Annotated in this window: 22 protein-coding genes and 1 riboswitch; of the genes, 12 read left to right on the top strand and 10 right to left on the bottom strand. The window is 62.3% G+C overall.

The genetic code is table 11. The features are described from left to right. Positions 1–14 precede the first annotated feature (14 nt). The 4 genes from ACMGF8_RS02655 (at position 15) to ACMGF8_RS02670 (ending at position 4639) form a co-directional block, all read left to right on the top strand. A complete protein-coding gene (locus ACMGF8_RS02655) occupies positions 15–1010 on the top strand; it encodes an ArsR/SmtB family transcription factor (RefSeq protein ID WP_110594379.1) in 996 nt (331 codons plus the stop codon). 18 nt (positions 1011–1028) lie between these two features. Next, positions 1029–2219 (top strand): methionine adenosyltransferase, encoded by a 1191-nt coding sequence (gene metK, locus ACMGF8_RS02660; protein WP_102862039.1) that lies wholly within the window; start codon positions 1029–1031, stop codon positions 2217–2219. A 216-nt stretch (positions 2220–2435) separates the two neighbouring features. After that, positions 2436–4118 (top strand): NAD-dependent DNA ligase LigB, encoded by a 1683-nt coding sequence (gene ligB, locus ACMGF8_RS02665; RefSeq protein ID WP_416758611.1) that lies wholly within the window; start codon positions 2436–2438, stop codon positions 4116–4118. 125 nt (positions 4119–4243) lie between these two features. Then, positions 4244–4639 (top strand): DUF1090 domain-containing protein, encoded by a 396-nt coding sequence (locus ACMGF8_RS02670; protein ID WP_416758613.1) that lies wholly within the window; start codon positions 4244–4246, stop codon positions 4637–4639. Positions 4640–4706: 67 nt separating this feature from the next. Here the strand turns inward: ACMGF8_RS02670 and ACMGF8_RS02675 are convergent, their stop codons facing one another. Next, entirely contained in the window at positions 4707–5156 is a 450-nt protein-coding gene (locus tag ACMGF8_RS02675) for a c-type cytochrome (protein WP_025131121.1), read from the bottom strand. 132 nt (positions 5157–5288) lie between these two features. Between ACMGF8_RS02675 and ACMGF8_RS02680 the strand changes: the two genes are divergently transcribed. Beyond that, on the top strand, positions 5289–6464 hold the full coding sequence (locus ACMGF8_RS02680) for a murein transglycosylase A (protein WP_110652415.1): 1176 nt from the start codon (positions 5289–5291) through the stop codon (positions 6462–6464). Positions 6465–6530: 66 nt separating this feature from the next. On the opposite strand, the gene ACMGF8_RS02685 is transcribed toward ACMGF8_RS02680, so the two are convergent. Together ACMGF8_RS02685 and ACMGF8_RS02690 are read right to left on the bottom strand one after the other, a co-directional pair. Beyond that, on the bottom strand, positions 6531–6914 hold the full coding sequence (locus ACMGF8_RS02685; RefSeq protein WP_102862043.1) for an MAPEG family protein: 384 nt from the start codon (positions 6912–6914) through the stop codon (positions 6531–6533). 34 nt (positions 6915–6948) lie between these two features. Beyond that, positions 6949–7782, bottom strand: a complete 834-nt coding sequence (locus ACMGF8_RS02690) for an EamA family transporter (RefSeq protein ID WP_416758616.1) — start codon at positions 7780–7782, stop codon at positions 6949–6951. Positions 7783–8147: 365 nt separating this feature from the next. On the opposite strand from ACMGF8_RS02690, the gene ACMGF8_RS02695 reads away from it, so the two are divergent. Then, on the top strand, positions 8148–9407 hold the full coding sequence (locus ACMGF8_RS02695; RefSeq protein ID WP_102862045.1) for a cation:proton antiporter: 1260 nt from the start codon (positions 8148–8150) through the stop codon (positions 9405–9407). On the opposite strand, the gene ACMGF8_RS02700 is transcribed toward ACMGF8_RS02695, so the two are convergent. Beyond that, positions 9408–10295, bottom strand: a complete 888-nt coding sequence (locus tag ACMGF8_RS02700; protein WP_102862046.1) for a formate/nitrite transporter family protein — start codon at positions 10293–10295, stop codon at positions 9408–9410. Positions 10296–10413: 118 nt separating this feature from the next. Further along, on the bottom strand, positions 10414–10809 hold the full coding sequence (locus tag ACMGF8_RS02705; RefSeq protein WP_060841501.1) for an acyl-CoA thioesterase: 396 nt from the start codon (positions 10807–10809) through the stop codon (positions 10414–10416). Positions 10810–11008: 199 nt separating this feature from the next. Then, positions 11009–11115, top strand: a riboswitch (S-adenosyl-L-homocysteine riboswitch). A 21-nt stretch (positions 11116–11136) separates the two neighbouring features. Between ACMGF8_RS02705 and ahcY the strand changes: the two genes are divergently transcribed. From ahcY to ACMGF8_RS02725, 4 genes are all read left to right on the top strand, one after another. Further along, positions 11137–12546, top strand: a complete 1410-nt coding sequence (ahcY, locus tag ACMGF8_RS02710; RefSeq protein WP_102862047.1) for an adenosylhomocysteinase — start codon at positions 11137–11139, stop codon at positions 12544–12546. A gap of 189 nt (positions 12547–12735) precedes the next feature. Next, a complete protein-coding gene (metF, locus tag ACMGF8_RS02715) occupies positions 12736–13581 on the top strand; it encodes a methylenetetrahydrofolate reductase [NAD(P)H] (protein ID WP_102862048.1) in 846 nt (281 codons plus the stop codon). A gap of 120 nt (positions 13582–13701) precedes the next feature. Next, entirely contained in the window at positions 13702–14517 is an 816-nt protein-coding gene (locus ACMGF8_RS02720; RefSeq protein WP_102862049.1) for a substrate-binding periplasmic protein, read from the top strand. Between the two features lie 223 nt (positions 14518–14740). Further along, positions 14741–16609: a DEAD/DEAH box helicase gene (locus ACMGF8_RS02725; protein ID WP_102862050.1), complete on the top strand. Its 1869-nt coding sequence runs from the start codon at positions 14741–14743 to the stop codon at positions 16607–16609. Positions 16610–16912: 303 nt separating this feature from the next. Here ACMGF8_RS02725 and ACMGF8_RS02730 read toward each other — a convergent pair whose 3' ends face one another. Next, positions 16913–17509, bottom strand: a complete 597-nt coding sequence (locus ACMGF8_RS02730; protein ID WP_031320659.1) for a YceI family protein — start codon at positions 17507–17509, stop codon at positions 16913–16915. Between the two features lie 32 nt (positions 17510–17541). Next, positions 17542–18093, bottom strand: coding sequence for a cytochrome b (locus ACMGF8_RS02735; RefSeq protein ID WP_016968753.1), 552 nt, complete (start codon positions 18091–18093; stop codon positions 17542–17544). Between the two features lie 298 nt (positions 18094–18391). Between ACMGF8_RS02735 and ACMGF8_RS02740 the strand changes: the two genes are divergently transcribed. Next, a complete protein-coding gene (locus ACMGF8_RS02740; RefSeq protein WP_207814996.1) occupies positions 18392–19798 on the top strand; it encodes an adenosylmethionine--8-amino-7-oxononanoate transaminase in 1407 nt (468 codons plus the stop codon). A 121-nt stretch (positions 19799–19919) separates the two neighbouring features. Beyond that, positions 19920–20639 carry a 16S rRNA (uracil(1498)-N(3))-methyltransferase gene (locus ACMGF8_RS02745; RefSeq protein WP_102862052.1) on the top strand — a complete coding sequence of 240 codons (720 nt, stop codon included), beginning with the start codon at positions 19920–19922 and terminating at the stop codon, positions 20637–20639. A 126-nt stretch (positions 20640–20765) separates the two neighbouring features. Here the strand turns inward: ACMGF8_RS02745 and ACMGF8_RS02750 are convergent, their stop codons facing one another. Genes ACMGF8_RS02750 through ACMGF8_RS02760 form a run of 3 tightly spaced genes read right to left on the bottom strand, consistent with a single transcriptional unit; the run spans position 20766 to position 23311 of the window. Continuing rightward, positions 20766–21668, bottom strand: a complete 903-nt coding sequence (locus ACMGF8_RS02750; protein ID WP_102862053.1) for a transporter substrate-binding domain-containing protein — start codon at positions 21666–21668, stop codon at positions 20766–20768. Positions 21669–21697: 29 nt separating this feature from the next. After that, a complete protein-coding gene (locus ACMGF8_RS02755) occupies positions 21698–22048 on the bottom strand; it encodes a RidA family protein (protein WP_102862054.1) in 351 nt (116 codons plus the stop codon). Positions 22049–22069: 21 nt separating this feature from the next. Continuing rightward, positions 22070–23311 carry a D-amino acid dehydrogenase gene (locus ACMGF8_RS02760; RefSeq protein WP_207814994.1) on the bottom strand — a complete coding sequence of 414 codons (1242 nt, stop codon included), beginning with the start codon at positions 23309–23311 and terminating at the stop codon, positions 22070–22072. Positions 23312–23332 lie beyond the last annotated feature (21 nt).

Raw genomic sequence — 23332 nt, forward strand, 5'->3', positions numbered from 1 at the left:
TAGACTGCGCCCCTATGAACCTGCACGCACCCTCCATTGAGCATGACGATTGCGACGAACTGGCCGCCCTGTGCAAGGCCGGCGGCGATCCTCTGCGGCTCAATGTATTGCGCGCACTGAGCAACGACTCGTTCGGTGTACTGGAACTGGCTCAGATCTTCGCCATCGGCCAGTCCGGCATGAGTCACCATTTGAAGGTCCTGGCCCAGGCCAACCTGGTGGCGACCCGCCGTGAAGGCAATGCGATTTTCTATCGCCGCGCCCTGCCCCATACCGAGCTCCTGGGGGGCAAGCTTCACGCAGCACTGCTGGACGAAGTGGACCAGGTGCGGCTGCCGGCGGATGTCCAGGGCCGGATCGGCCTGGTGCACCGGCAACGGGCCGCAGCCAGCCAGGACTTTTTTTCCCGGGTGGCGGAGAAATTCCGCGCCCAGCAGGACCTGATCGCAGGACTGCCGCAGTACCGCGACAGTGTTCTCGCGCTGCTGGACCAGCTGAGTTTCAAGCCAATGGCCACGGCCATTGAAGTGGGTCCCGGTGACGGTGGATTTCTCCCTGAGCTGGCCCGACGCTTTGCCCAGGTCACCGCTCTGGACAACAGTCCGGCAATGCTTGAACTGGCGCGCCAGCTGTGTGAGCGCGAAACATTGGCTAACGTCAGCCTGCAATTGGCCGATGCATTGGATGGCGTGCCACTGACGGCCGATTGCGTAGTGCTGAATATGGTCCTGCACCATTTCGCCGCACCGGCCGAAGCCCTCAAGCAGATGGCCCGATTGCTGCAACCAGGCGGCAGCCTGTTGGTAACAGACTTGTGCAGCCACAACCAGAGTTGGGCCAAAGAGGCTTGCGGCGATCTCTGGCTAGGGTTCGAACAAGATGATTTGGCCCGCTGGGCCAGCGCTGCGGGACTGACTCCCGGGGAAAGTCTCTATGTAGGCTTACGTAATGGTTTCCAGATCCAGGTCCGCCACTTTCAGCGACCGGCTGGCGACACTCACCATCGGTAAATTTAGGAAACTCTCGAGATGAGCGAATACTCCCTTTTCACCTCCGAGTCCGTGTCTGAAGGGCATCCGGATAAAATCGCCGACCAGATTTCCGATGCGGTGCTGGACGCCATCATTGCCCAGGACAAGCATGCCCGCGTCGCGGTGGAAACCCTGGTCAAGACTGGCGTGGCCATCGTCGCTGGCGAAGTCACTACCACTGCCTGGGTCGACCTGGAACAGATCGTCCGTGACGTGATCTGCGACATCGGCTACACCAGCTCGGACGTCGGCTTCGACGGCGCCACCTGCGGCGTGATGAACATCATTGGCAAGCAGTCCCCCGACATCAACCAGGGCGTTGACCGCGCCAAGCCTGAAGATCAGGGCGCCGGCGACCAGGGCCTGATGTTCGGCTACGCCAGCAACGAAACCGCAGCGCTGATGCCTGCGCCGATTGCCTTCTCCCACCAACTGGTCCATCGCCAGGCTGAAGCTCGCAAATCGGGTCTGCTGCCATGGCTGCGCCCGGACGCCAAGTCCCAGGTCACCTGCCGCTATGAAAACGGCATCGTGGTCGGCATCGACGCCGTGGTGCTGTCGACCCAGCACAACCCGGAAGTGTCCTACAACGACCTGCGTGAAGGCGTGATGGAACTGATCGTCAAGCACGTGCTGCCAGCCGAGCTGCTGCACAAGGACACCCAGTTCCACATCAACCCGACCGGCCAGTTCATCATCGGTGGCCCGGTGGGCGACTGCGGCCTGACCGGCCGCAAGATCATCGTCGACAGCTACGGCGGCATGGCCCGTCACGGCGGTGGCGCGTTCTCCGGCAAGGACCCATCCAAGGTTGACCGTTCCGCCGCTTATGCTGGTCGCTACGTGGCCAAGAACATCGTTGCCGCCGGCCTGGCCGAGCGTTGCGAGATCCAGGTGTCCTACGCCATCGGCGTGGCGCAACCGACTTCGATCTCGCTGAACACCTTCGGCACCGGCAAGATCAGCGACGACAAGATCGTCAAGCTGGTACGCGAGCACTTCGACCTGCGTCCTTACGCGATCACCACCATGCTTGACCTGCTGCACCCGATGTACCAGGAAACCGCGGCCTACGGTCACTTCGGCCGTGCCCCACAAACCAAGACCGTGGGTGAGGACACCTTCACCACCTTCACTTGGGAAAAAACCGACCGCGCCGACGCCTTGCGCGCTGCTGCCGGCCTGTAAGCTTCACCTGGCAACATCCAAAGCCCCGTCCGGCTCGCCCGGCGGGGCTTTTTTGTGGCTGAAGGTTTCCTTGCAAAGCCAGCCGACAACCGTCGATACAGGGCCCTGCGCCATTGACGACGAGTTTTGGCGCCCGATGAAACACCCGGCAAACACCTTCGTCCAAGCCCACAGCCAATCCCCTCTAGCCTTTAGCGCATGCCCATCAGAGCAAGGATGCTCCCCATGCCGCCAAGACTCTTCCTGCTGCTTCTGGCCCTCGCCGCTCTAACCGCTCAGGCCCAATGTCCCGACTGGCCAACGTCCCAGGCCAACCTGGAAATCACCGCCCTGCAACAACAGCTCAAGAACTGGGACACCCGCTACCACCGGCACGGCCAATCGCCTGTAGCCGACGAGCTGTACGACCAGTCCCGTCAGCGCCTGGCCAACCTGCGGCACTGTTTTCCACAGATTCCCGTGACTGCGGACCGGCCGTTGCTCGACGCCCGGGGCAGCATCCCCCACCCTATTGCTCACACCGGAGTGGAAAAACTCCCCGATGACAATGCCGTCCAGCTCTGGCTAAAAGGTCGCGAAGGTGTTTGGGCGCAACCCAAGATCGACGGCGTGGCCGTGACCCTGATCTACCGCCAGGGTCGCTTCCACCAGGCGTTAAGTCGGGGTGACGGCCTGCTGGGCCATGACTGGAGCGCCAGCGCCCATCAGATCCCGGCCATCCCCAAACAATTGCCACAGCCCGTGGACCTGCTGCTGCAAGGGGAGCTGTATCAACGACTGGAGCAACACATCCAGTCCCGCGCGGGCAGCCTCAATGCCCGCAGCCGGGTCGCCGGATGGCTGGCACGCAAACACCTGTCGATGGCAGAAGCACAGCAGATCGGCCTGTTTGTCTGGGACTGGCCCCAAGGCCCCGCCACCTTGAGTGAACGCCTGGAGCAACTGGTGCAACTGGGTTTTCCCGAGGGCCGTGAATACAGCCGGCCCATCACCGGGTTCAGCGAAGCTCGACAATGGCGAGAGCACTGGTACCGCTCACCCCTGCCCTTCGCCAGCGACGGCATCATCCTGCGGCAAAGCCAGCGCCCGGCCGCCGAGCGCTGGCAGGCCAAAGCGCCGCACTGGATCGCCGCGTGGAAGTATCCCTACGCCCAGGCCCTGGCCCATGTGCGTCAGGTGCGATTCCGCATCGGCCGCACCGGACGCATCACCCCTTTGCTGGATATCGAGCCTGTCACCCTCGACGACCGACAGATCCGTCGCGTCAGCGTCGGCTCGCTACAACGCTGGCGGGCACTGGACATAGCGCCCGGCGATCAGGTGGCCATCAGCCTTGCCGGACTGACCATTCCGCGCCTGGAGAGCGTGGTACTCAGGAGCCCGCAACGCCAGGCCATCCAGGCTCCGGCCCAGGAGGACTTTCATGGCTTGAGCTGCTGGCAGCCCTCTCCCGGTTGCGAGAGTCAGTTTCTCGCGCGACTGACCTGGCTCAGCAGCAAACAGGGCCTGGACCTGCAGAATATCGGCGAGCGAACCTGGAACAGGCTGATTGAAACAGGGCGTATCAAAGGCCTGTTGGATTGGCTGACCCTGGATCAGGCGGAGCTTGCTAACATTGCCGGCTTCGGCAAGCGCAGCAGCTCTCGTTTACTCGAGAGCCTGCACCGGGCAAGACAGCAACCCTTCCCTCGCTGGCTGAAATCCCTGGGGCTGCCACCCAGTGGCTCAGCTGACCTGAGCGGGCCATGGCAAACCCTGGCGCTGAAAAGCAGCCAGGACTGGCAGGACGAGGCAGGAATAGGAGCGGAACGTGCTGCGCAACTGACGGCATTCTTTCGTGATCCACAGGTACTGGCCCTGCGTGCCACCTTGAGTGAAGCGGGTATCGAAGGTTTTTAATCCATCATCCTGGGGCGCAGGTTGAACCACCCAGGCGGGATTGGGCTCCAACACCCCACTCCCGATGCCAGCGTCAATATTTTAATTGGTTATTTTTTGATCTTTTTTTCCACCTGGAGCCTTCCATGAAACTGTTTCCATCCCTCGCTGCCTTGACCCTGTGCAGCCTGATGAGCGCGCCCCTGCTGGCCGCCGAACAAGCTCCGCAACTGACCGGTTGTGCCGCCAAGCGCCAAGCGATCATGACCCAGATTGAACAAGCCAAGGCTCATGGCAACAGCAATCAGCAAGCCGGCCTGGAGCGCGCCCTGAGTGAAGTCAACGCCCACTGCACCGATGCCTCGCTGAAGAAGGATCGGGAAAACAAGGTGCTGGAAGCCAAGCACGAAGTCAGCCAGCGCCAGGCCGATCTGGAAAAAGCCATGAAGAAAGGCGACTCGGAGAAGATCAACAAGCGCAAGGACAAACTCGCCGAATCCCGCAAGGAACTGCAGCAAGCCCTGGACGAGCTGGACAAGTAAGCAGCGCTTGTCGTGGCGAGGGAGACTGCTCCCTCGCCAGCGCAAAACACCTTGTCAGAACCGCCACTCAGTGATTGCGGAATTCTTTGTGACAAGCACTGCAGACATCCTCGACCTTCTGCACTGCCGGCCCCAGGTTACTGGCCTTGTAAGGCTGGACCTGGCTGATGGTCACCAGTTCGCCGGTGGCCGCCTCCAGGTTGCGTGCCAGCTCCTGGAATCGCGCCTGCTTGCGCCAGACGTCATCGGTGGCGCTGGTGTGATCTTCTTCCTTGACCTCGGGGAAGTGCTTCCAGGGTTCATGGGACAGGCTGTCGAGCTTGACCGCACCTTCGGCAAAACGTGCACCGTCGAAAGGAATCCGCCCACGCAGCATGCCCCCCAGGTCCTCGCCGGTCTTGAGCATCTGTTTGAAGATCGCCTTGCGCTGACCCAGGGGAGAGTTGGGGTCGACACCGCCACAGGCGGAAAGCGTCAGGCAGGCCAGCAATACAACAGAAAGTCTTTTTAGCGTCATGGTGGCTTCAGGTCAGGTCACGGAAACGGCGGCCAGTATCCTCGCCTCCCCGGCAAACACCAATAGCCCTATTAACAATAGGGGTTGCCCACTGCCACCCAGCCTGTGGATGACCCTTCAAGGAAATACAGCATGAACCCGAGCTTCCTCCGCTGGCGTCGCCACCTGCTCTGGACCCTGCCAGCCCTGGCGCTGCTTGCCGGCTGCAACGGCGGCGATAACGGCAAGCCTGCGCCAACCCACGCCTTGGCCACCTACAACAGTGCGCCCTGGGAGTCGTTGCCCAGCGTAGCCGACAACGACCTGCTGGCCGGCTTCGGCTCCTGGCGCAGTGCCTGCAACCGCCTGAAAGCCGACCCGGTGTGGGGCGCCACCTGCGCTGCAGCAGCCAACGTGCCACAGACTCCGGCCGCCATCCGCGACTTTCTCAAGGAACACCTGGAAGTCTATGGGCTGCGCTCGGGCAGCGGCAGCAGCACCGGCTTGATCACCGGCTATTACGAACCGGTGTATCCCGGCAGCCTGACCCAGACCCGAACGGCCAATGTACCGGTGTACGGCGTGCCGGACGACATGATCATCGTCGCTCTGGACAGCCTCTATCCGGAACTCAAGGGCAAGCGCCTGAGGGGCCGTCTCGAAGGTCGGGTGCTCAAGCCCTATGACGATGCCGCGACCATCGAAGCCAAGGGGGTGAAGGCTCCGGTGCTGGCCTGGCTGACCGATCCGATGGACCTGCAATTCCTGCAGATCCAGGGGTCGGGAAGGATCCAGCTGGATGACGGTCGCCAACTGCGGATCGGCTACGCCGACCAGAACGGCCACCCGTACCGGCCCATCGGCCGCTGGTTGGTGGAGCAGGGAGAACTGAAAAAAGAGGACGTGACCATGGGCACCATCGCCGCCTGGGCCAAGGCCCATCCAACGCGGATTCCCGAACTGCTGGGCAGCAACCCGAGCTACGTGTTCTTCAATCGCAACCCGGACAGCAACGAAGGCCCCCGTGGCTCATTGAACGTGCCGCTGACTTCCGGCTACAGCGTCGCAGTGGATCGCAAGGTCATTCCTCTGGGCAGCCTGTTGTGGCTGTCTACCACCCGTCCCGACGGCAGCAGCCTGGTACGTCCCGTGGCCGCTCAGGACACGGGCGGCGCGATTACCGGAGAAGTCCGTGCCGATTTGTTCTGGGGCACAGGCGAGGCGGCCGGGCAACTGGCCGGCGACATGAAGCAGCAGGGGCAGATCTGGATGCTCTGGCCCAAGGGCGCGGCGCTGCCCAAAGTACCGGAAGTGCCCGATACCCCTTGACCCCAGTAGCAGCCAGCTTGCCGGCGGAGGCGACCATGAAGACGCTTTCGCCGGCAAGAGGGTGTTTCAGACTGAAACGAAGAAGAAACTGGCGATCAGGCCCATGCCCACGAACCACACCAGGGACCGCAGGATCGCCCAGTCCGCCAGGTAGCAGATCATGTACAGCAGGCGGCTGGTGACAAACAGCACCGCCAGGACGTTGATGGTCACCAGTTCGGCGTTACCCGCCACATGGGCAATGATCACCGCAGCAGCAAATGCCGGAGTCACCTCGAAGCCATTGAGCTGCGCGTTGTGGGCACGCTTGGGCAGCCCCTCCAGGGTACTCAGGAACGCCCGTGGGTCATGGTTGTAACGAAGCCCGTATTTACCTGCGCCCTTGGCGATGGCGGTACACAGGTAGGGCAGAACAATTGCGATCAACACACACCAGAAAGCGACAGTCATGGAGCAAATCCTTTTTTAGAGTTTTAGGGAGTGTTCAGAACTTCATCACCAACATGCCAATCAGCACCAATCCACAGGCTAAGAGCCGTGGCCGGCCGAAAGGTTCTTTCAGGTAGCGCATACCGAACAGCACCACCAGAATCACACTGATTTCACGCAGCGCCGCCGCTTCTGCAATCGAGCCCAACTGCATGGCCCAAAGCACCAGAGCGTAGCTCAACAGTACACAGAAGCCGACGCTCAGCCCCAGGCGCCACTGCTCACGCCAGAACTGCGCAAACGCAGGCCGTTTCAACACCACGGCCACCAGGGGAAAAGGCCAGGCGCTGAGCAGCGTGACCCAGGTCAGGTAGTCCAGCGGGTGCGACCAGCGGCGCAGGGCCTGGCCGTCGATAAAGGTATAGCAACCGATGCACAGGCCGATCAGCGCCACCACCGGCAGCATGCTCCAGGGCAGGCGCGCGCCGCCCCCGCCTTGCCAGAGCAGACACAGCATGCCGAAGGGAATCAGCAGGATGCCGAGGATTTGCTGGGTGCTCAGGACCTCACCGGCAAAAATCAGGGTCAGGGCCAGCACCACCAGGGGCGACAAGCCGCGCATCAACGGATAGACCAGCCCCAGGTCCCCCACCCGATACGCCTGGATCAGCAGATAGCGGTACAAGAGCTCGAAGGCCGCCGAGGCGATGATCCAGGGCCAGATCTGCGGCGGCGGCCACTGCAGGAAAAACAGCATGATCGCCACGAACAGCAACGCCACGCTGTCCATGCAGGCCACCACCAGCAATCGTTCACCGCTGAACTTGATCAGGGTGTTCCATGCCGCATGCAGCAGCGCCGCCACCAGAACCAGACTTGTCGCCAGCACCTCACACTCCCTGTTTGCCTGAAGGTCATCGGATCTCGTGCGGCACGGTCATGCTTGGGCAGAGTGCCCGACCACAGAGCGGGAATCCTCGCATGCCGGCTGCCCGGCTTGCACTGGTTGCCCGCTTTTTTGGCAGTGGCGACAGCGAATTCGGCAGCATGGGCGTGCTCGGGGCATTTTTACCGCCAGGCCTGCAACGTCGCCCCCTCGCTGCGGTCAATGGGTGCGGCTCAACAGCATTGCCGTGGCAAGGGAGCGGACTCCCGCGCCATAACGAACTGTGTCCCGTCCCGTCGCCGGCACATCAAACCTTTGGCCTGAAAGAGTTCAGGCTGTTTTTCCTGCGATCATCCAAAGGAGTCCGGATGCTTGAACTTGTCGCTGCTTTTATCTGCCTGACCACCCTGCTCACCTACGTCAACTTCCGTTTTATCGGCCTGCCGCCGACCATCGGCGTGATGGTCACCGCCCTGCTCTTTTCCTTGTTGCTGCAAGGACTGAGCTACCTCGGTTTCCCCGGCCTGGAAGAGCATGTCGAGGAACTGATCGGCAAGATCGACTTCGGCGACCTGCTGATGAACTGGATGCTGTCGTTCCTGCTGTTCGCCGGCGCCCTGCACGTCAACCTCAACGATCTGCGCAGTTATCGCTGGCCCATCGGCCTGTTGGCCACCGTCGGCGTGCTGATCGCCACCTTCGTCATCGGCAGCCTGGCCTACTGGATCTTCGGCCTGTTCGGCTGGCACGTGAGCTTCCTCTACTGCCTGCTGTTCGGCGCACTGATCTCCCCCACCGACCCCATCGCGGTGCTGGGCGTACTGCGGACCGCCAACGCCTCCAAGCCGCTGAAGACCACTATCGTCGGCGAGTCGCTGTTCAACGACGGCACGGCGGTCGTGGTGTTCACCGTGCTGCTAGGCATCGCCCAACTGGGTGAAACCCCAACGGTGAGCGCCACTGCCTGGCTGTTCGTGCATGAAGCCATCGGCGGCGTGGTGTTCGGCGGGCTGATCGGCTACCTGGTGTACCTGATGATCAAGAGCATCGAGCAGCACCAGATCGAAGTGATGCTGACCCTGGCTCTAGTGATCGGCGGTTCGGCCATGGCCAGCGAGATCCACGTATCGGCACCGATCGCCATGGTGGTAGCCGGCCTGATCATCGGCAATCTGGGGCGCAACCTGGCGATGAACGACATGACCCGGCGTTACCTGGATGGTTTCTGGGAACTGCTGGACGACATGCTCAACGCCCTGCTGTTCGCCCTGATCGGCCTGGAACTGTTGCTGCTGCCGTTCAACTGGCTGCACTTGGCGGCCGCGAGCCTGCTGGCAGTGGCCATCATACTGTCGCGCCTGTTGACCGTGGCCCCGGCAATCCTCCTGCTGCGCCGCTGGCGCAGCGTGCCCCGGGGCACCATTCGCGTGCTGACCTGGGGTGGCCTGCGCGGTGGCGTCTCAGTGGCGCTGGCGCTGGCCCTGCCCCTGGGGCCGGAACGCGACCTGGTGCTGAGCATCACCTACATCGTGGTGCTGTCCTCGATCCTGCTGCAGGGTCTGAGCATCGGCAAGCTGGTGCGCCACGTCACCCAGGAAACCCCGGCAACCAAGACCGAGGCCCACTGATCACTTCTTGATCTGTCGCGGATCGGGTGCCCCTGCCCGATCCGCGTTTTTGTTTGGCGTGCCGCTCTCGCTGCGCACCTGGGCATGGCTGATCAGAGCGAAGATGAAACTGCCGCCGATGATGTTCCCCGCCAGGGTCGGCCCGGCGAACACCTGCCAGAAATCCCGCCACCCCAACTCGCCGGCAAACACCAGGTAAGAGACTTCGGCCGAGCCCACCACGATGTGGGTGAAGTCCCCCAGCGCCATCAGGTAGGTGATGAGGATGATGATCCACATCTTGGCGCTCTCCATGGACGGAATCATCCACACCATGGTGGCGATCATCCAGCCGGAGATGATGCCCTTGGCGAACATCTGCGAGCTGTCGTTCTCCATCACCTTGCGACCGATTTCCAGAAAGGCCTGGTCGGTTCGGCTGTCGAAGATCGGCAGGTGCAGCATCACGTAGGCCACCAGCAAGGTGCCGCACAGGTTACCCACCAGCACCACGCCCCATAAGCGCAACAACCGCCCGAAGTTCTGCAGGCTCGGCTTGCTCATCACCGGCAATACCGCGGTCAGAGTATTTTCCGTAAACAGTTGCTGGCGCGCGAGAATCACCGCCAGAAAGCCCGCACAGTAGCCGAAGCTGGCGATCACTTTGAAGGCTTCGCCATCCGGCAGGCGGGAGTTGAGCAGGCCCATGCCCATCAGGGACAGGCCCATGGTCAGGCCGGCAGCCAAGGCCGACCACCACAGGGCAGCGACGCTGCGCTCCAGCTCCTGATCGCCCTGGGTGCGGATGATTTCATGCAGGACCGCCGCGCGGGGCGGCTGGTTACGGTCGACGTCCTGCTGCTCCGCGGCCGAAAGACCAGGGGTTTTACCGTCGTGTCGAGTGTCCATGGGAGTCCTGAACCAGGTGGGTCGTATGAGTTACGACACGCGAGGTTCAGGGCTGTTCCGTTCGGATTGGAGGCCTCAGGCTGGCGAATGGGGTCAAGGCACTCGCTGGCGCGTGGGTTCAGGCTTCGTCCTTGAACTGGTCCTTGACGTATTTGATTTCGGTGCGCCCGTGAGGCGCCGGCAGGCCGTCTTCACCCAGGTTGACGAAGACCATCTTCTCTACGGTGAGAATGGATTTGCGGGTGATCTTGTTGCGTACTTCGCAGGTCAGGGTAATGGAGGTGCGACCGAACTCGGTGGCGGTGATGCCCAGCTCAATGATGTCGCCCTGGCGTGAGGCACTGACGAAGTTGATTTCCGAGATGTACTTGGTGACCACTCGCTGGTTGCCCAGCTGGACAATGGCGTAAATCGCCGCTTCTTCGTCGATCCAGCGCAACAGGCTGCCGCCGAACAGCGTGCCGTTGGGGTTGAGGTCTTCGGGCTTTACCCACTTGCGGGTGTGGAAATTCATATTCACTCCTGACCGTCCTGCCAATTGATGCCCGGCATAATGGCAGACCGGACGGTCATGCTCTACGCAACATCGACTATGGTCGCGATTAACGATCTTCATCCAGGCGACAGAAACACTTTTGGAAGTCTGGCTCTGGCGGCTATAATCGCCACCGTTTCAAAACGGTCATCTGCACTTGATACCGTTTTCCCGCCACCTGTCCGAGGGGCGCTGCAGCAGGCATGACCTGTCAGGCTCGGATGGGGCGTTGTCGGTACAGGCTTCCCTGTACGGACACTAAACGCACAACGGCGCCCATTCGCACACTACGAATGGAGGCTCTTCATGAGCGCTGTAAACACGCCTGCAGATTTTACCGACTACAAAGTCGCCGACATTTCCCTGGCCGCCTGGGGCCGTCGCGAAACCATCATCGCCGAGTCGGAAATGCCCGCTCTGATGGGTCTGCGCCGCAAGTACCTGGCTGAACAGCCACTCAAGGGCGCGAAAATCCTCGGCTGCATCCACATGACCATTCAGACCGCCGTGCTGATCGAAACCCTGGTTGCCCTGGGTGCCGAAGTACGCTGGTCGTCCTGCAACATCTTCTCGACTCAAGACCAGGCCGCTGCCTCCATCGCCGCCGCCGGCATTCCTGTGTTCGCCTGGAAAGGCGAAACCGAACAAGAGTACGAGTGGTGCCTGGAGCAGACCATCCTCAAGGATGGCCAGCCTTGGGACGCCAACATGATCCTCGACGACGGCGGCGACCTGACCCAGCTGCTGCACGACAAATACCCACAAGTACTGGATCGCGTTCACGGCGTGACCGAAGAAACCACCACCGGCGTACACCGCCTGCTGGACATGCTGGCCAAAGGCGAGCTGAAGATTCCTGCGATCAACGTCAACGACTCGGTGACCAAGAGCAAGAACGACAACAAGTACGGCTGCCGTCACAGCCTGAACGACGCCATCAAGCGCGGCACCGACCACCTGCTGTCCGGCAAGCAAGCGCTGGTCATCGGCTACGGTGACGTGGGCAAGGGCTCGGCCCAGTCCCTGCGTCAGGAAGGCATGATCGTCAAGGTGTCCGAAGTCGACCCGATCTGCGCCATGCAAGCCTGCATGGACGGTTTCGAACTGGTTTCGCCGTTCATCGACGGTATCAACAACGGCACCGAAGCCTGCATCGACAAGGCCCTGCTGGGCAAGATCGACCTGATCGTGACCACCACCGGCAACGTCAATGTTTGCGACGCCAACATGCTCAAGGCCCTGAAAAAGCGCGCCGTGGTCTGCAACATTGGCCACTTCGACAATGAAATCGACACCGCTTTCATGCGCAAGCACTGGGCATGGGAAGAAGTGAAGCCACAGGTACACAAGATCCACCGTACCGGCCATGGCGATTTCGACCCACAGAACGACGACTACCTGATCCTGCTGGCCGAAGGCCGCCTGGTGAACCTGGGCAACGCCACTGGTCACCCAAGCCGCATCATGGACGGTTCGTTCGCCAACCAGGTTCTGGCGCAGATCTTCCTGTTCGGCCAGAAGTACGCCGACCTGTCGCCGGCCCAGAAAGCCGAGCGCCTGACCGTTGAAGTCCTGCCGAAGAAGCTCGACGAAGAAGTGGCCCTGGAAATGGTTCGCGGCTTCGGCGGCGTGGTCACTCAACTGACCAAGCAACAGGCTGACTACATCGGCGTGACCGTCGAAGGTCCGTTCAAGCCAGACGCTTATCGCTACTAAGAGCAGCTGCAAGCGTTGAGCTTCAAGCGGCAAGCCAGGGCCACAAGCCGGGCTTGCCGCACAGAGCCTCAAGCTTTGCCCCTATTTGCTTAAACAGTGTCAGGCAACAGGCTCCAGAATCAGGAGATGAGCGCACCCACGCTTCTCTTGGCGCTTTCAGCTTGCGGCTTGTAGCTGGAGGTTGCTTCCATGTCCCAAGATCGTCGCTACAGCTTCGAGTTCTTTCCGACCAAGACCGATGCTGGGCATGAAAAACTGCTTGCCACTGCCCGTCAGCTGGCCAGCTACAACCCCGACTTCTTCTCCTGCACCTACGGTGCCGGCGGCTCGACCCGTGATCGTACGGTCAACACCGTGCTGCAACTGGAGAGCGAAGTAAAAGTCCCTGCCGCACCGCACCTGTCTTGCGTCGGCGACAGCAAGGACGACCTGCGCGGTCTGCTGCAGCAGTATCAGGCAGCTGGCATCAAGCGCATCGTTGCCCTGCGCGGCGACCTGCCTTCGGGCATGGGCATGGCCAGCGGCGAGTTGCGCCACGCCAACGATCTGGTGAGCTTCATTCGTGAAGAAACCGGCAGCCACTTCCATATAGAAGTCGCCGCCTATCCGGAGATGCACCCGCAAGCACGCAACTTCGAAGACGATCTCACCCATTTCGTACGCAAGGCCAATGCCGGTGCCGACAGTGCGATCACCCAGTACTTCTTCAATGCCGACAGCTACTTCTACTTCGTCGAGCGCGTGCAGAAGATGGGCGTAAACATCCCGATCGTGCCGGGCATCATGCCGATCACCAACTACAGCAAGCTGGCGCGTTTTTCCGACGCCTGCGGCGCGGAGATCCCTCGCTGGATCCGCAAGCAACTGGAAGCCTACGGTGACGACAGCACCAGCATCCAGGCTTTCGGTGAGCAGGTCATTAGCGAGATGTGCGAGCGCCTGCTGCAGGGCGGCGCACCAGGACTGCACTTCTACACCCTGAACCAGGCCGACCCGAGCCTGGCCATCTGGAACAACCTGAAGCTGCCGCGCTGATCGGCAACCCTTCACCAGGCCCCGGCGCAAACCGGGGCCTTTTTATTTGCCCAAGCCTTGAGCCAGAGCGGCTGGAACTCCCCCTAGCAATTGCATGATCTCTCGTCGTAATCTCCAGCAATGTCCGTCATTGCCCAGTTGCTGATAGCCCTCCTCTGCACTTGCCTGAGCGTCGCCGCCCATGGCGAGAAGCTGCGCATTGTCACCGAACCCTGGGCGCCTTATGTCTATGAGGAAAACGGCAAGGCCCTGGGGCTGGACTACGAAACCACGGCCATTGTCTTTCAGCGTCTGGGGATAGAAGTCGAGTGGCAGTTCCTGCCATGGAAACGCTGCCTGGCCATGCTGGAAACCGGCCAGGCCGACGGAGCCCTGGATATCTTCCATAGCGACCAGCGCGACCATACCTTGCTCTATCCCAGCGAGCCTCTCTCGGATGTGGAGTTCGTGATGTTCTACGCCAAGCAGCGCCCACATCCGTTCAAGCACCTGGATGAACTCAAGGGCCTGACCATCGGCACCTCTCCCGGCTACCTGTACAGCGATGACTTCAGCAATTCGACCCTGTTCAACCGCGAGCCGGCACCGACCCATGAAGCCAACTTCGGCAAGCTGCTACTGGGACGCATCGACCTGTTGATCACCGACAAGCGAGTGGGCCAGCATCTGCTGGACAGCCTGGGCATTCGCGATCAGGTTAGCCAGAACCCTACGGTCATCAGCCGCCAGAGCCAGTACCTGGCGCTGCGCCGCAACGCCGGGATGGACCTTTTGGTGCAACGCTTCGGCGCCGAACTCAAGCGCTTCAAGCGCGAGCCGGCCTACGCCGAGTTGAGCGCCAAGTACGGAGCGGAACCTGTTCTGCCCCCTGTCAGGTCATCCTCTACCCGGGGGTCAGAAAAAACCGTTGAGCAGCAGGAAAGCAGCGCATACTGATTGCTCTGTTATACTCCCGCCTCCCGCCAGGCTCACGCCCGGACGCTGGAACCTGTTCAAGGCCTCTCCACCCCGCTACGGCGCAGCCAACCGGCCCGCGCGAGCCTGTGTTGGATGAGTCTTCAGGCCAGCAGGACCGGACGGGATTGCGTCCTCTTAAACGCCATTCACGCCCGGCAAGATTATCCCTTTGGGCCAAGCCCTCACTAAAACAGGATTACTCATGTCCTTTGCTTCCCTCGGTCTCTCCGAGGCTTTAGTCGGTGCCATCGAAGCCGCCGGCTACACCCAGCCTACTCCGGTGCAACAGCGGGCCATTCCCGCCGTGTTGCAAGGTCGCGATCTGATGGTCGCGGCACAGACAGGTACTGGTAAAACCGGCGGTTTCGCCCTCCCGATCCTGGAGCGGTTGTTTCCCAACGGTCACCCGGACAAATCCCAGCGTCACGGCCCGCGCCAACCGCGCGTACTGGTCCTGACCCCGACTCGCGAACTGGCCGCGCAAGTGCATGACAGCTTCAAGCTGTATGCCCGCGATCTGAAGTTCGTCAGCGCCTGCATCTTCGGCGGCGTCGGCATGAACCCGCAGGTCCAGGCCATGGCCCGTGGCGTCGATGTGCTGGTGGCGTGCCCCGGCCGTCTGCTGGACCTGGCCGGCCAAGGCAGCGTCGACCTGTCCCACGTGGAAATCCTCGTGCTCGACGAAGCCGACCGCATGCTCGACATGGGCTTCGTCCATGACGTGAAGAAAGTCCTCGCGCGCCTGCCGGCCAAGCGCCAGAACTTGCTGTTCTCCGCGACCTTCTCCAAGGACATCACGGACCTGGCCGGCAAGCTGCTGCACAACCCCGAGCGCATCGAAGTCACCCCGCCCAACACCACCGTTGAGCGTATCGAGCAGCGGGTGTTCCGCCTGCCCGCCAGCCACAAACGCTCGCTGCTGGCGCACCTGATCACCGCCGGCGCCTGGGAACAGGTGCTGGTGTTCACGCGTACCAAGCACGGCGCCAACCGCCTGGCCGAGTACCTGGACAAGCACGGCCTGAGCGCTGTGGCGATCCACGGTAACAAGAGCCAGAACGCCCGCACCAAGGCCCTGGCCGATTTCAAGGCCGGCGACGTACGCATTCTGGTAGCCACCGATATCGCCGCCCGCGGCCTGGATATCGACCAACTGCCCCACGTGGTCAACTTCGAGCTGCCTAACGTCGACGAAGACTACGTGCACCGTATCGGTCGTACCGGCCGTGCCGGTCGCTCGGGCGAGGCCATCTCCCTGGTGGCTCCGGACGAAGAGAAACTGCTGAAAAGCATCGAGCGCATGACCAAGCAGAAGATCGCCGATGGCGACCTGATGGGCTTCGATGCCAGCGCCGTGGAAGCCGAGAAGCCGGAAGTGCGCGAGCGTCCGGACGTACGCAACCCGCGCAATCCTCGTGGCCCACGTGGCGACGGCCCGAACGGCGGCGGTGGCGGCGGTGGTCGCAAGGACAAGGGCAAGGACAAGGGCGGCAAAGACAAGCCGGCCCGTGGCGAGCGCCCGGCCCGCGAGCAGAAACCGCGTGAAGGCACTCCGGCCCGCGAACAGCGCCAGCCGACGCCACGTGCCGACCGGGCACCGGATGAGTTCCTCGACGACGACGTGGACAACTTCGGTAACCGCGCTGACTACGTCAGCCCATACCAGAACAAGAACAACCAGGGCCGTGGTCGCCGTCCAGGGGCTCCGGCCCAGGGCGCCGGTGCCGGCAATCCGCCACGCGGTGGCGCTGGTGGTGGTCAGGGTCGCTCCGGCAACCCACGCAACAGCAACGGCAGCACCACCGGCACCGCACCGGCCAAGCGCAGCGGCGGTCCACGCAACGGCGCCCCTCGTGACAGCCAGGGTCGTCGCGACGAGTCGCGCAATCGTCGTCCGAACCGTGACGAACAGCCACGCCAGGAGCCGGCAGTGCAGAATCCTCGGGGCAACCAGCCGAAGATCATGCACAAGGAGTCCAAGGCCGATCGCTTCCCGACGCCTGAGCAACTGGACCAGTTACCGAGCCGCCCACGGGGCGAGAAGCCGGCACTGCTGACCCGCAATCGCTGAGTCCGCAGGCTGCAATGAAAAACGCCCCTGGTCGCAAGACCCGGGGCGTTTTTTGTGGCGGCTGGTCGAGGGCGCTTTCTGCAGCCGCTGCCGCAGGCTGCGAACGACGGGGAGCCCGGCGCAAGGGCCTGCCAGGCTCACCGGGTTGCATGACGGGCAATAAAAAACGCCCCCGATTTGTGGTCGGGGGCGTTTTTTTGCCCTGGCGCAGCTTGCGATCAGTCCAATAAGGGCTGTGCGAATTGAATCGCGAAGGCCCTGCGGGCCTTATCGCAGCCTGCGGCAGCGGCTACAGACGAAGCATTACTTCGCTTTCACACCTTCGAAGGTGATGTACAGGTCGACGTTGTTGGACGCCGGGCCTAGGTCCATCATCTTGCCGAAATCCTGGCGATTGATGCTGGTGGTGCCTTCGAAACCGGCACGGTAGCCGCCCCATGGGTCCTTGCCTTCACCCAGGAAGGTGGCCTTGACCACAACCGGCTTGGTCACACCGTGCAGGGTCAGGTCGCCGGCCACATCAGCGGTCAGCTTGCCGTCGGCATTCTTGCCGGTAGGCTTGACGCTGGTGGAGACGAACTTGGCATCGGCAAACTTGCCAGCGTCGAGGAAGTCCTTGCTGGTGATGTGCTTGTCACGTTCGGCGTGGTTGGTGAACACGCTGGCGGTGCGCACATTGACTTCGATCTTGGCGTCTTCAGGCTTGGCCGCGTCGAAGCTGAACTTGCCGTCCAGGTCCTTGAAGGTACCGGTGATGAAGCTGTAGCCCAGGTGGCTGATCTTGAAGTCGACGAAGGCGTGCTGGCCTTCCTTGTCGATCACGTAGTCCGCTGCCATCACTTGACCGGCCGCCAATACAGCCGATCCGATTGCCAGAGCGGCGAGAGTCTTTTTCAACATGCTTTCTATTCCTTTTGAGTCGAGGTTGAACATCAGGCTTTGCGACCCAGCATACGGGTGAGGGTCGCATCACGATCGATAAAGTGGTGCTTCAAGGCCGCCAGACCATGGATGCCGGCAAAGATCACCAGCGCCCAGGCCAGGTACAGATGCACCACGCCTGCTACATCTGCCTGGTCCGGCAGTCCGGAAACCAGGGCAGGAACTTCAAACAAGCCAAACACCGGGATACCGACGCCGTCTGCGGTGGAGATCAGGTAACCGGCAATCATGACCGCGAACAGACCCAGGTACAGGAACCCATGTCCCAACTTGGCCCCCAGGCGGGTCAGACGCCCATGATTGGCCGGTGCCGGTGGTGGTGGGCTGACAAAACGCCACAGCACCCGCAGCAGCATGATCGCAAACAGCGTCAGGCCAATACTCTTGTGCAGGTCCGGGGCGTCTTTGCGCCAGGTGCTGTAGTAGTCGAGACCGACCATCCACAGGCCCAAAGCGAACAATCCGAAGACGGCCAGGGCCACGCCCCAGTGCAGAACAATGCTTACCCAGCCGTAGCGCGAAGAAGAATTACGTAACTGCATCGAGTTGCATCCTGTAAGAAACGCTGACCAAGACTAGCGATTTACCTATCGAATTAAAGCGAAAAATTTTGCTTTGAAATATCGAGAAATACGATCGATAGTCTGGGCCGAGCTCGTTAAGAAAAGATTAAGGACCGTTTCAGAAGACTCAGGGATAACCAAGGGCGGGTGCCCTGGCAGCTCTCAGACACGTCTTTGCGTACAGGGCGCATTTGTCTGACCGTCGCCCCACACAATAGGTTGTCCCGCGGCCATGCATTGCATAGGCTTGCCCGATTCCGCCTCCAGGAGACTCTACATGGGCCTGAATAACCAGTGGATGCAACGCGATCTCGCGGTGTTGTGGCATCCCTGCACCCAGATGAAAGACCACGAACAACTGCCTTTGATCCCCATCAAGCGCGGTGAAGGCGTCTGGCTGGAAGACTTCGAAGGCAAACGCTACCTAGACGCGGTCAGTTCCTGGTGGGTCAATGTATTCGGCCATGCCAATCCGCGCATCAACCAACGCATCAAGGATCAAGTGGACCAGCTGGAGCATGTGATCCTCGCCGGTTTCAGCCACCAGCCGGTGATCGAGCTGTCCGAGCGCCTGGTGCAGATCACCCCCGAAGGCCTGACCCGCTGCTTCTACGCCGACAACGGTTCGTCGTGCATCGAAGTGGCGATGAAGATGAGCTTCCACTACTGGCTCAACCGCGGTCAGCCGGCCAAGAAGCGCTTCGTCACCCTGAGCAACAGCTACCACGGCGAAACCATCGCCGCCATGTCGGTGGGCGACGTACCGCTGTTCACCGAGACCTACAAGGCCCTGCTGCTGGACACCCTCAAGGTGCCTAGCCCGGACTGCTACCTGCGTCCCGACGGCATGAGCTGGGAAGAGCATTCGCGAAACATGTTCGCCGCCATGGAACAGACCCTGGCCGAACACCACGACACGCTAGCCGCGGTCATCGTCGAGCCATTGATCCAGGGCGCCGGCGGCATGCGCATGTACCACCCGGTGTACCTCAAGCTGCTGCGCGAAGCCTGCGACCGCTATGGCGTGCACCTGATCCATGATGAGATCGCCGTGGGCTTCGGCCGCACCGGCAGCATGTTCGCCTGCGAGCAGGCCGGCATCCGTCCGGACTTTCTGTGCCTGTCCAAGGCCCTGACCGGCGGCTACCTGCCCCTGGCCGCGTGCATGACCACCGATGAGGTCTACAGCGCCTTCTACGATGACTACCCGACCCTGCGCGCCTTCCTCCACTCCCACAGCTACACCGGCAACCCGCTGGCCTGTGCGGCGGCGCTGGCGACCCTGGACATCTTCGAGCAGGACAACGTCATCGAGAACAACCGCGCCCTGTCCCAGCGCATGGCCAGCGCCACTGCGCATCTAGTGGATCACCCCCACGTGGCCGAAGTGCGCCAGACCGGCATGGTCCTGGCCATCGAAATGGTCCAGGACAAGGCCAGCAAGAGCGCCTACCCGTGGCAGGAACGTCGCGGCCTGAAGGTTTTCCAGCACGCCCTGGAGCGCGGCGCCCTGTTGCGTCCCCTGGGCAACGTGGTGTATTTCCTGCCGCCCTACGTGATCACCCCGGAGCAGATCGACTTCCTCGCCGAAGTCGCCAGCGAAGGCATCGACATCGCCACCCGCGACAGCGTCAGCATGGCCGTGCCCAAGGACTTCCACCCGGGCTTCCGCGATCCGGGCTGAGTCCCTCGCCCCGCTCCTGCACCCTCTGGCGCAGGAGCGGGCTTGCCAGCGAAGCGCTTCGCCACGCAGCGCACCATCGTTTATTGCCGGCAAGCCGGCTCCTACAGCACAGAGAAACCAGATGAGATTGTCCCGCTTCTTTATCGACGCCCCCTTGAGCCTTGGCGAACACGAACTGCCGGAAGCCCAGGCCCATTACATCGGACGCGTGCTGCGCATGGCCGAAGGTGATGCCTTGCAGGTGTTCGACGGCTCAGGGATGGAGTTTCGCGGCACGCTGCTGGAAGTGGGCAAGAAGCGGGTACGGGTGCAGCTGGATGAACGCTTTGCCGGCCAGGACGAATCGCCGCTGCAGATTCACCTGGGCCAGGGCCTGTCCCGGGGCGAACGCATGGACTGGGCGATCCAGAAAGCCACGGAACTTGGGGTCAGCGAAATCACCCCGATCTTCAGCGAGCGCTGCGAAGTGCGGCTCAAGGACGAACGCGCCGACAAACGCCTGCTGCACTGGCGCCAGGTGGCCATCAGCGCCTGTGAGCAATGCGGTCGCTCCCGCGTTCCGCTGATTCATCCACCGGTATTGCTGGCGGACTGGATCAAGCAGACCCAGGCGGACCTGAAACTGGTCCTGCATCCCGTGGCCCAGCCCCTGGAAAGCCACGCCAAACCCCAGACCCTGGCCTTCCTGATTGGCCCGGAAGGCGGTCTGTCCGATGCCGAAGTGGATCAGGCCCACGGTGCAGGCTTTCTGCCTGCCCGTCTTGGTCCTCGCGTGCTGCGCACCGAAACCGCCCCCGTGGTCGCCCTGGCCGTGGCCCAGCAACTGTGGGGCGACTTCTAAAACAGTCCCCGTTCAAATACCCACCGTAGGCGCTGGCTTGCCAGCGAAGGCGCCCATCAGTCCCGTACACGTATCAAAGACCCTTCGCCGGCAGCCGGCTCCTACAGGTGGCGGCGCAACAGCCGGTTATTGCACCGGGTCGCTGGTGGGCTGGGCGATGATCGCCTTCAGCTCGGCAGTCATGGGGAACTCCAGGTTCAGGCCCTTGGGCGGAATCGGCTGCTGGAACCAGCGCTGGTAGATGCCGTTGATCTCGCCACTGCGATACAGATCCGCCAGGACCCCATTCACCAGGGCCAGGAATTGCGGGTCATCCTTGCGCACCATGCAGCTGTAGATCTCCCGCGACTGCTCCTCCCCCACCACCACCCAATTGTGCGGGTCCCGCGCCTTGGCCCGTTCGCCGTAGAGCAGCGCATCATCCATGTAGAACGCCGCCGCACGCCCCGACTGCAGCATCTGGAATGCCTCGCCGTGGTCCTTGGCGCTGATCACGAACATGTCGATCTTGTGCTCGACGTTGTAGCTCTTGAGAAACCGCTCGTTGGTGGTCCCCGCCGTGGTCACCACGTTCTTGCCCCGCAGATCGGCGAAGCTTTTGATCCCGCTGTCCTTGGCGGTCAAGAGTTGCCCTTTGACGTAGATAAAACCGTAGGAAAACGCCACCTGCTTCTGCCGCTCGGCTGTCACGCCGGTGGAACCGCACTCCAGATCCACGGTGCCGTTCTGCACCAGGGGAATGCGCGTCTGGGACGTCACCAGGTTGTACTTCACCTTCAGCTTGGGCAGGTGCAACTGCTGCTGGATGCGCTCCACCACCTTGCCCGCCAGCTCCACCGAATAGCCCATGGGCTGGCCGCTGTTGTCGCCGACGTAGGAAAAGGGCACCGAGGCATCGCGATAACCTAAGGTAATACTGGAGCTATTGGCGATCTTGGCCAGGGTGCCATCCAGGGGCGCCTCGTTGGCCTGGGAAACGGCGCTGAACAACAGCCCCAGGGTGCAGCCGAGCAACGTGATCTTATGCATTGTTATTCTCCGTTGTGGGTAGAGGTGATTCAGCGGCGAGCAGCGATGACGCTGATTTCGACGAGGATCTGCGGGCGCGCCAGGGCCGCCTGCAAGGTCGTGCGCGCCGGCGCCTGCCCGGGGGACAGCCAGGCCGACCAGACTTCGTTCATCACCGCGAAATCGGCCTGGATGTCCTTGAGGTAGATCGTCGCGCTCAAGAGATGATCCTTGTCGCTGCCCGCCTCGGCCAGCAAGGCGTCGATCTTCTCCAGGACCTCCCGGGTCTGGCCGCCGATGTCGCTGCTGGCCCCCGGCACCTGGCCGGAAAGGAACACCAGTCCGGCAAAGGTGACGGCACCGCTGAGGCGATGGTTGCTGTGGATACGCTGGATACTCATCTGAAGACTCCTGTTGAACGTTCAGGCGACGCGGGGCGCCAGGCCCTGCATGTCGATGCTGGTGGAACGCTGGCCAATCAGTTCGCCCAGCAGCTGGCCACTGCCACAGGCCAGGGTGAATCCCAGCGCGCCGTGACCAAGGTTGAGCCACAGATTGCGATAAGCGGTGGCGCCGATCAGCGGCACGCCGCTGGGAGTGGCGGGACGCATCCCGGCCCATTCGCTGGCCGCCGCATAATCACCGGCGGCGGCGAAGGTCTGCTCGGCCTGACGCCGCATCAAGGCCAGCCGAGCCGGGTCCGGGGACGGATCGAAGCCGACGATGTCGACCATGGCCGCCACCCGCAACTGCTGGCCGATCCGGGCGTAGACGATCTTGCGGTTGTAGTCGGTGATGCTGATATCCGGTGCGCGGTGCTCAGGACCGATGGGCACGCTGAGGCTATAGCCCTTGAGCGGATACAGGGGCAGCTTGAGCCCGGGCAGGCGCAGCTCGGCGCTGCGGTGACCGGCCGCCAGCACCAGGTGCTCCACCGGTAAGAGCCGGTCGCCCAGATCGATGGCCTGCACCCGGTCGCCCTGGTGATGAATGCCCCGAACCCGCTGGCCCAGGAGAATCTCGCAACGCCCGGAAGCCCGCAGCCGCGCCGCCAACTGCTGGCAGAAGCCATGACAATCGGCCACTTCCTCGTCGGGGGTGTGGATGCCGCCGACAAAGGGCGCGTCGCCCAGGGTCGGTTCCAGCGCCGCGCACTCGGCGGCCGACAACACCTGCTGCTGGCGGCGGTCCGCGAGGTTGTGCCGAGCGTGGTCGAAGCTGCCACGCTCACGAAAGGTCACCAGCTTGCCATTGCGCCGCCAGTCGAAGCCCGCCAAGCCGTCGTCCTCGCGCCAGCTCTGCATCGTGCTCTGGCTGAGCAGCGCCAGGCGCAGCAGATGAGCAGCATTGCGCTGGTTCACCGAATGCCGGCAGGCGCCGAGAAACCCCGCCAACCAACGCCATTGCGCCGGGTCCAGGCGCGGGCGCAGCTTGAGCGGCGAGTCGCCCTTGAGCATCCAGCCCAGGGCCTGCCAAGGCACACCGGCATCGGCCAGGGGCGCTACATAGCGATAGGACAACTGCCCGCCATTGGCGAAGCTGGTCTGGCTGCCGAGGGCATCCTGGGCCTCCACCAGCGTCACTTCCAGGCCCTGGCGAACCAGGGCATAGGCGCTGGCCAGGCCAATGACGCCACCGCCGATGATGCAAACCCGCTGACTCATGACTGTCCCCGACCGCTTGTT

Source organism: Pseudomonas sp. BNK-7 (genome assembly GCF_048072025.1).
Taxonomy (GTDB): Bacteria; Pseudomonadota; Gammaproteobacteria; order Pseudomonadales; family Pseudomonadaceae; genus Aquipseudomonas; species Aquipseudomonas danubii.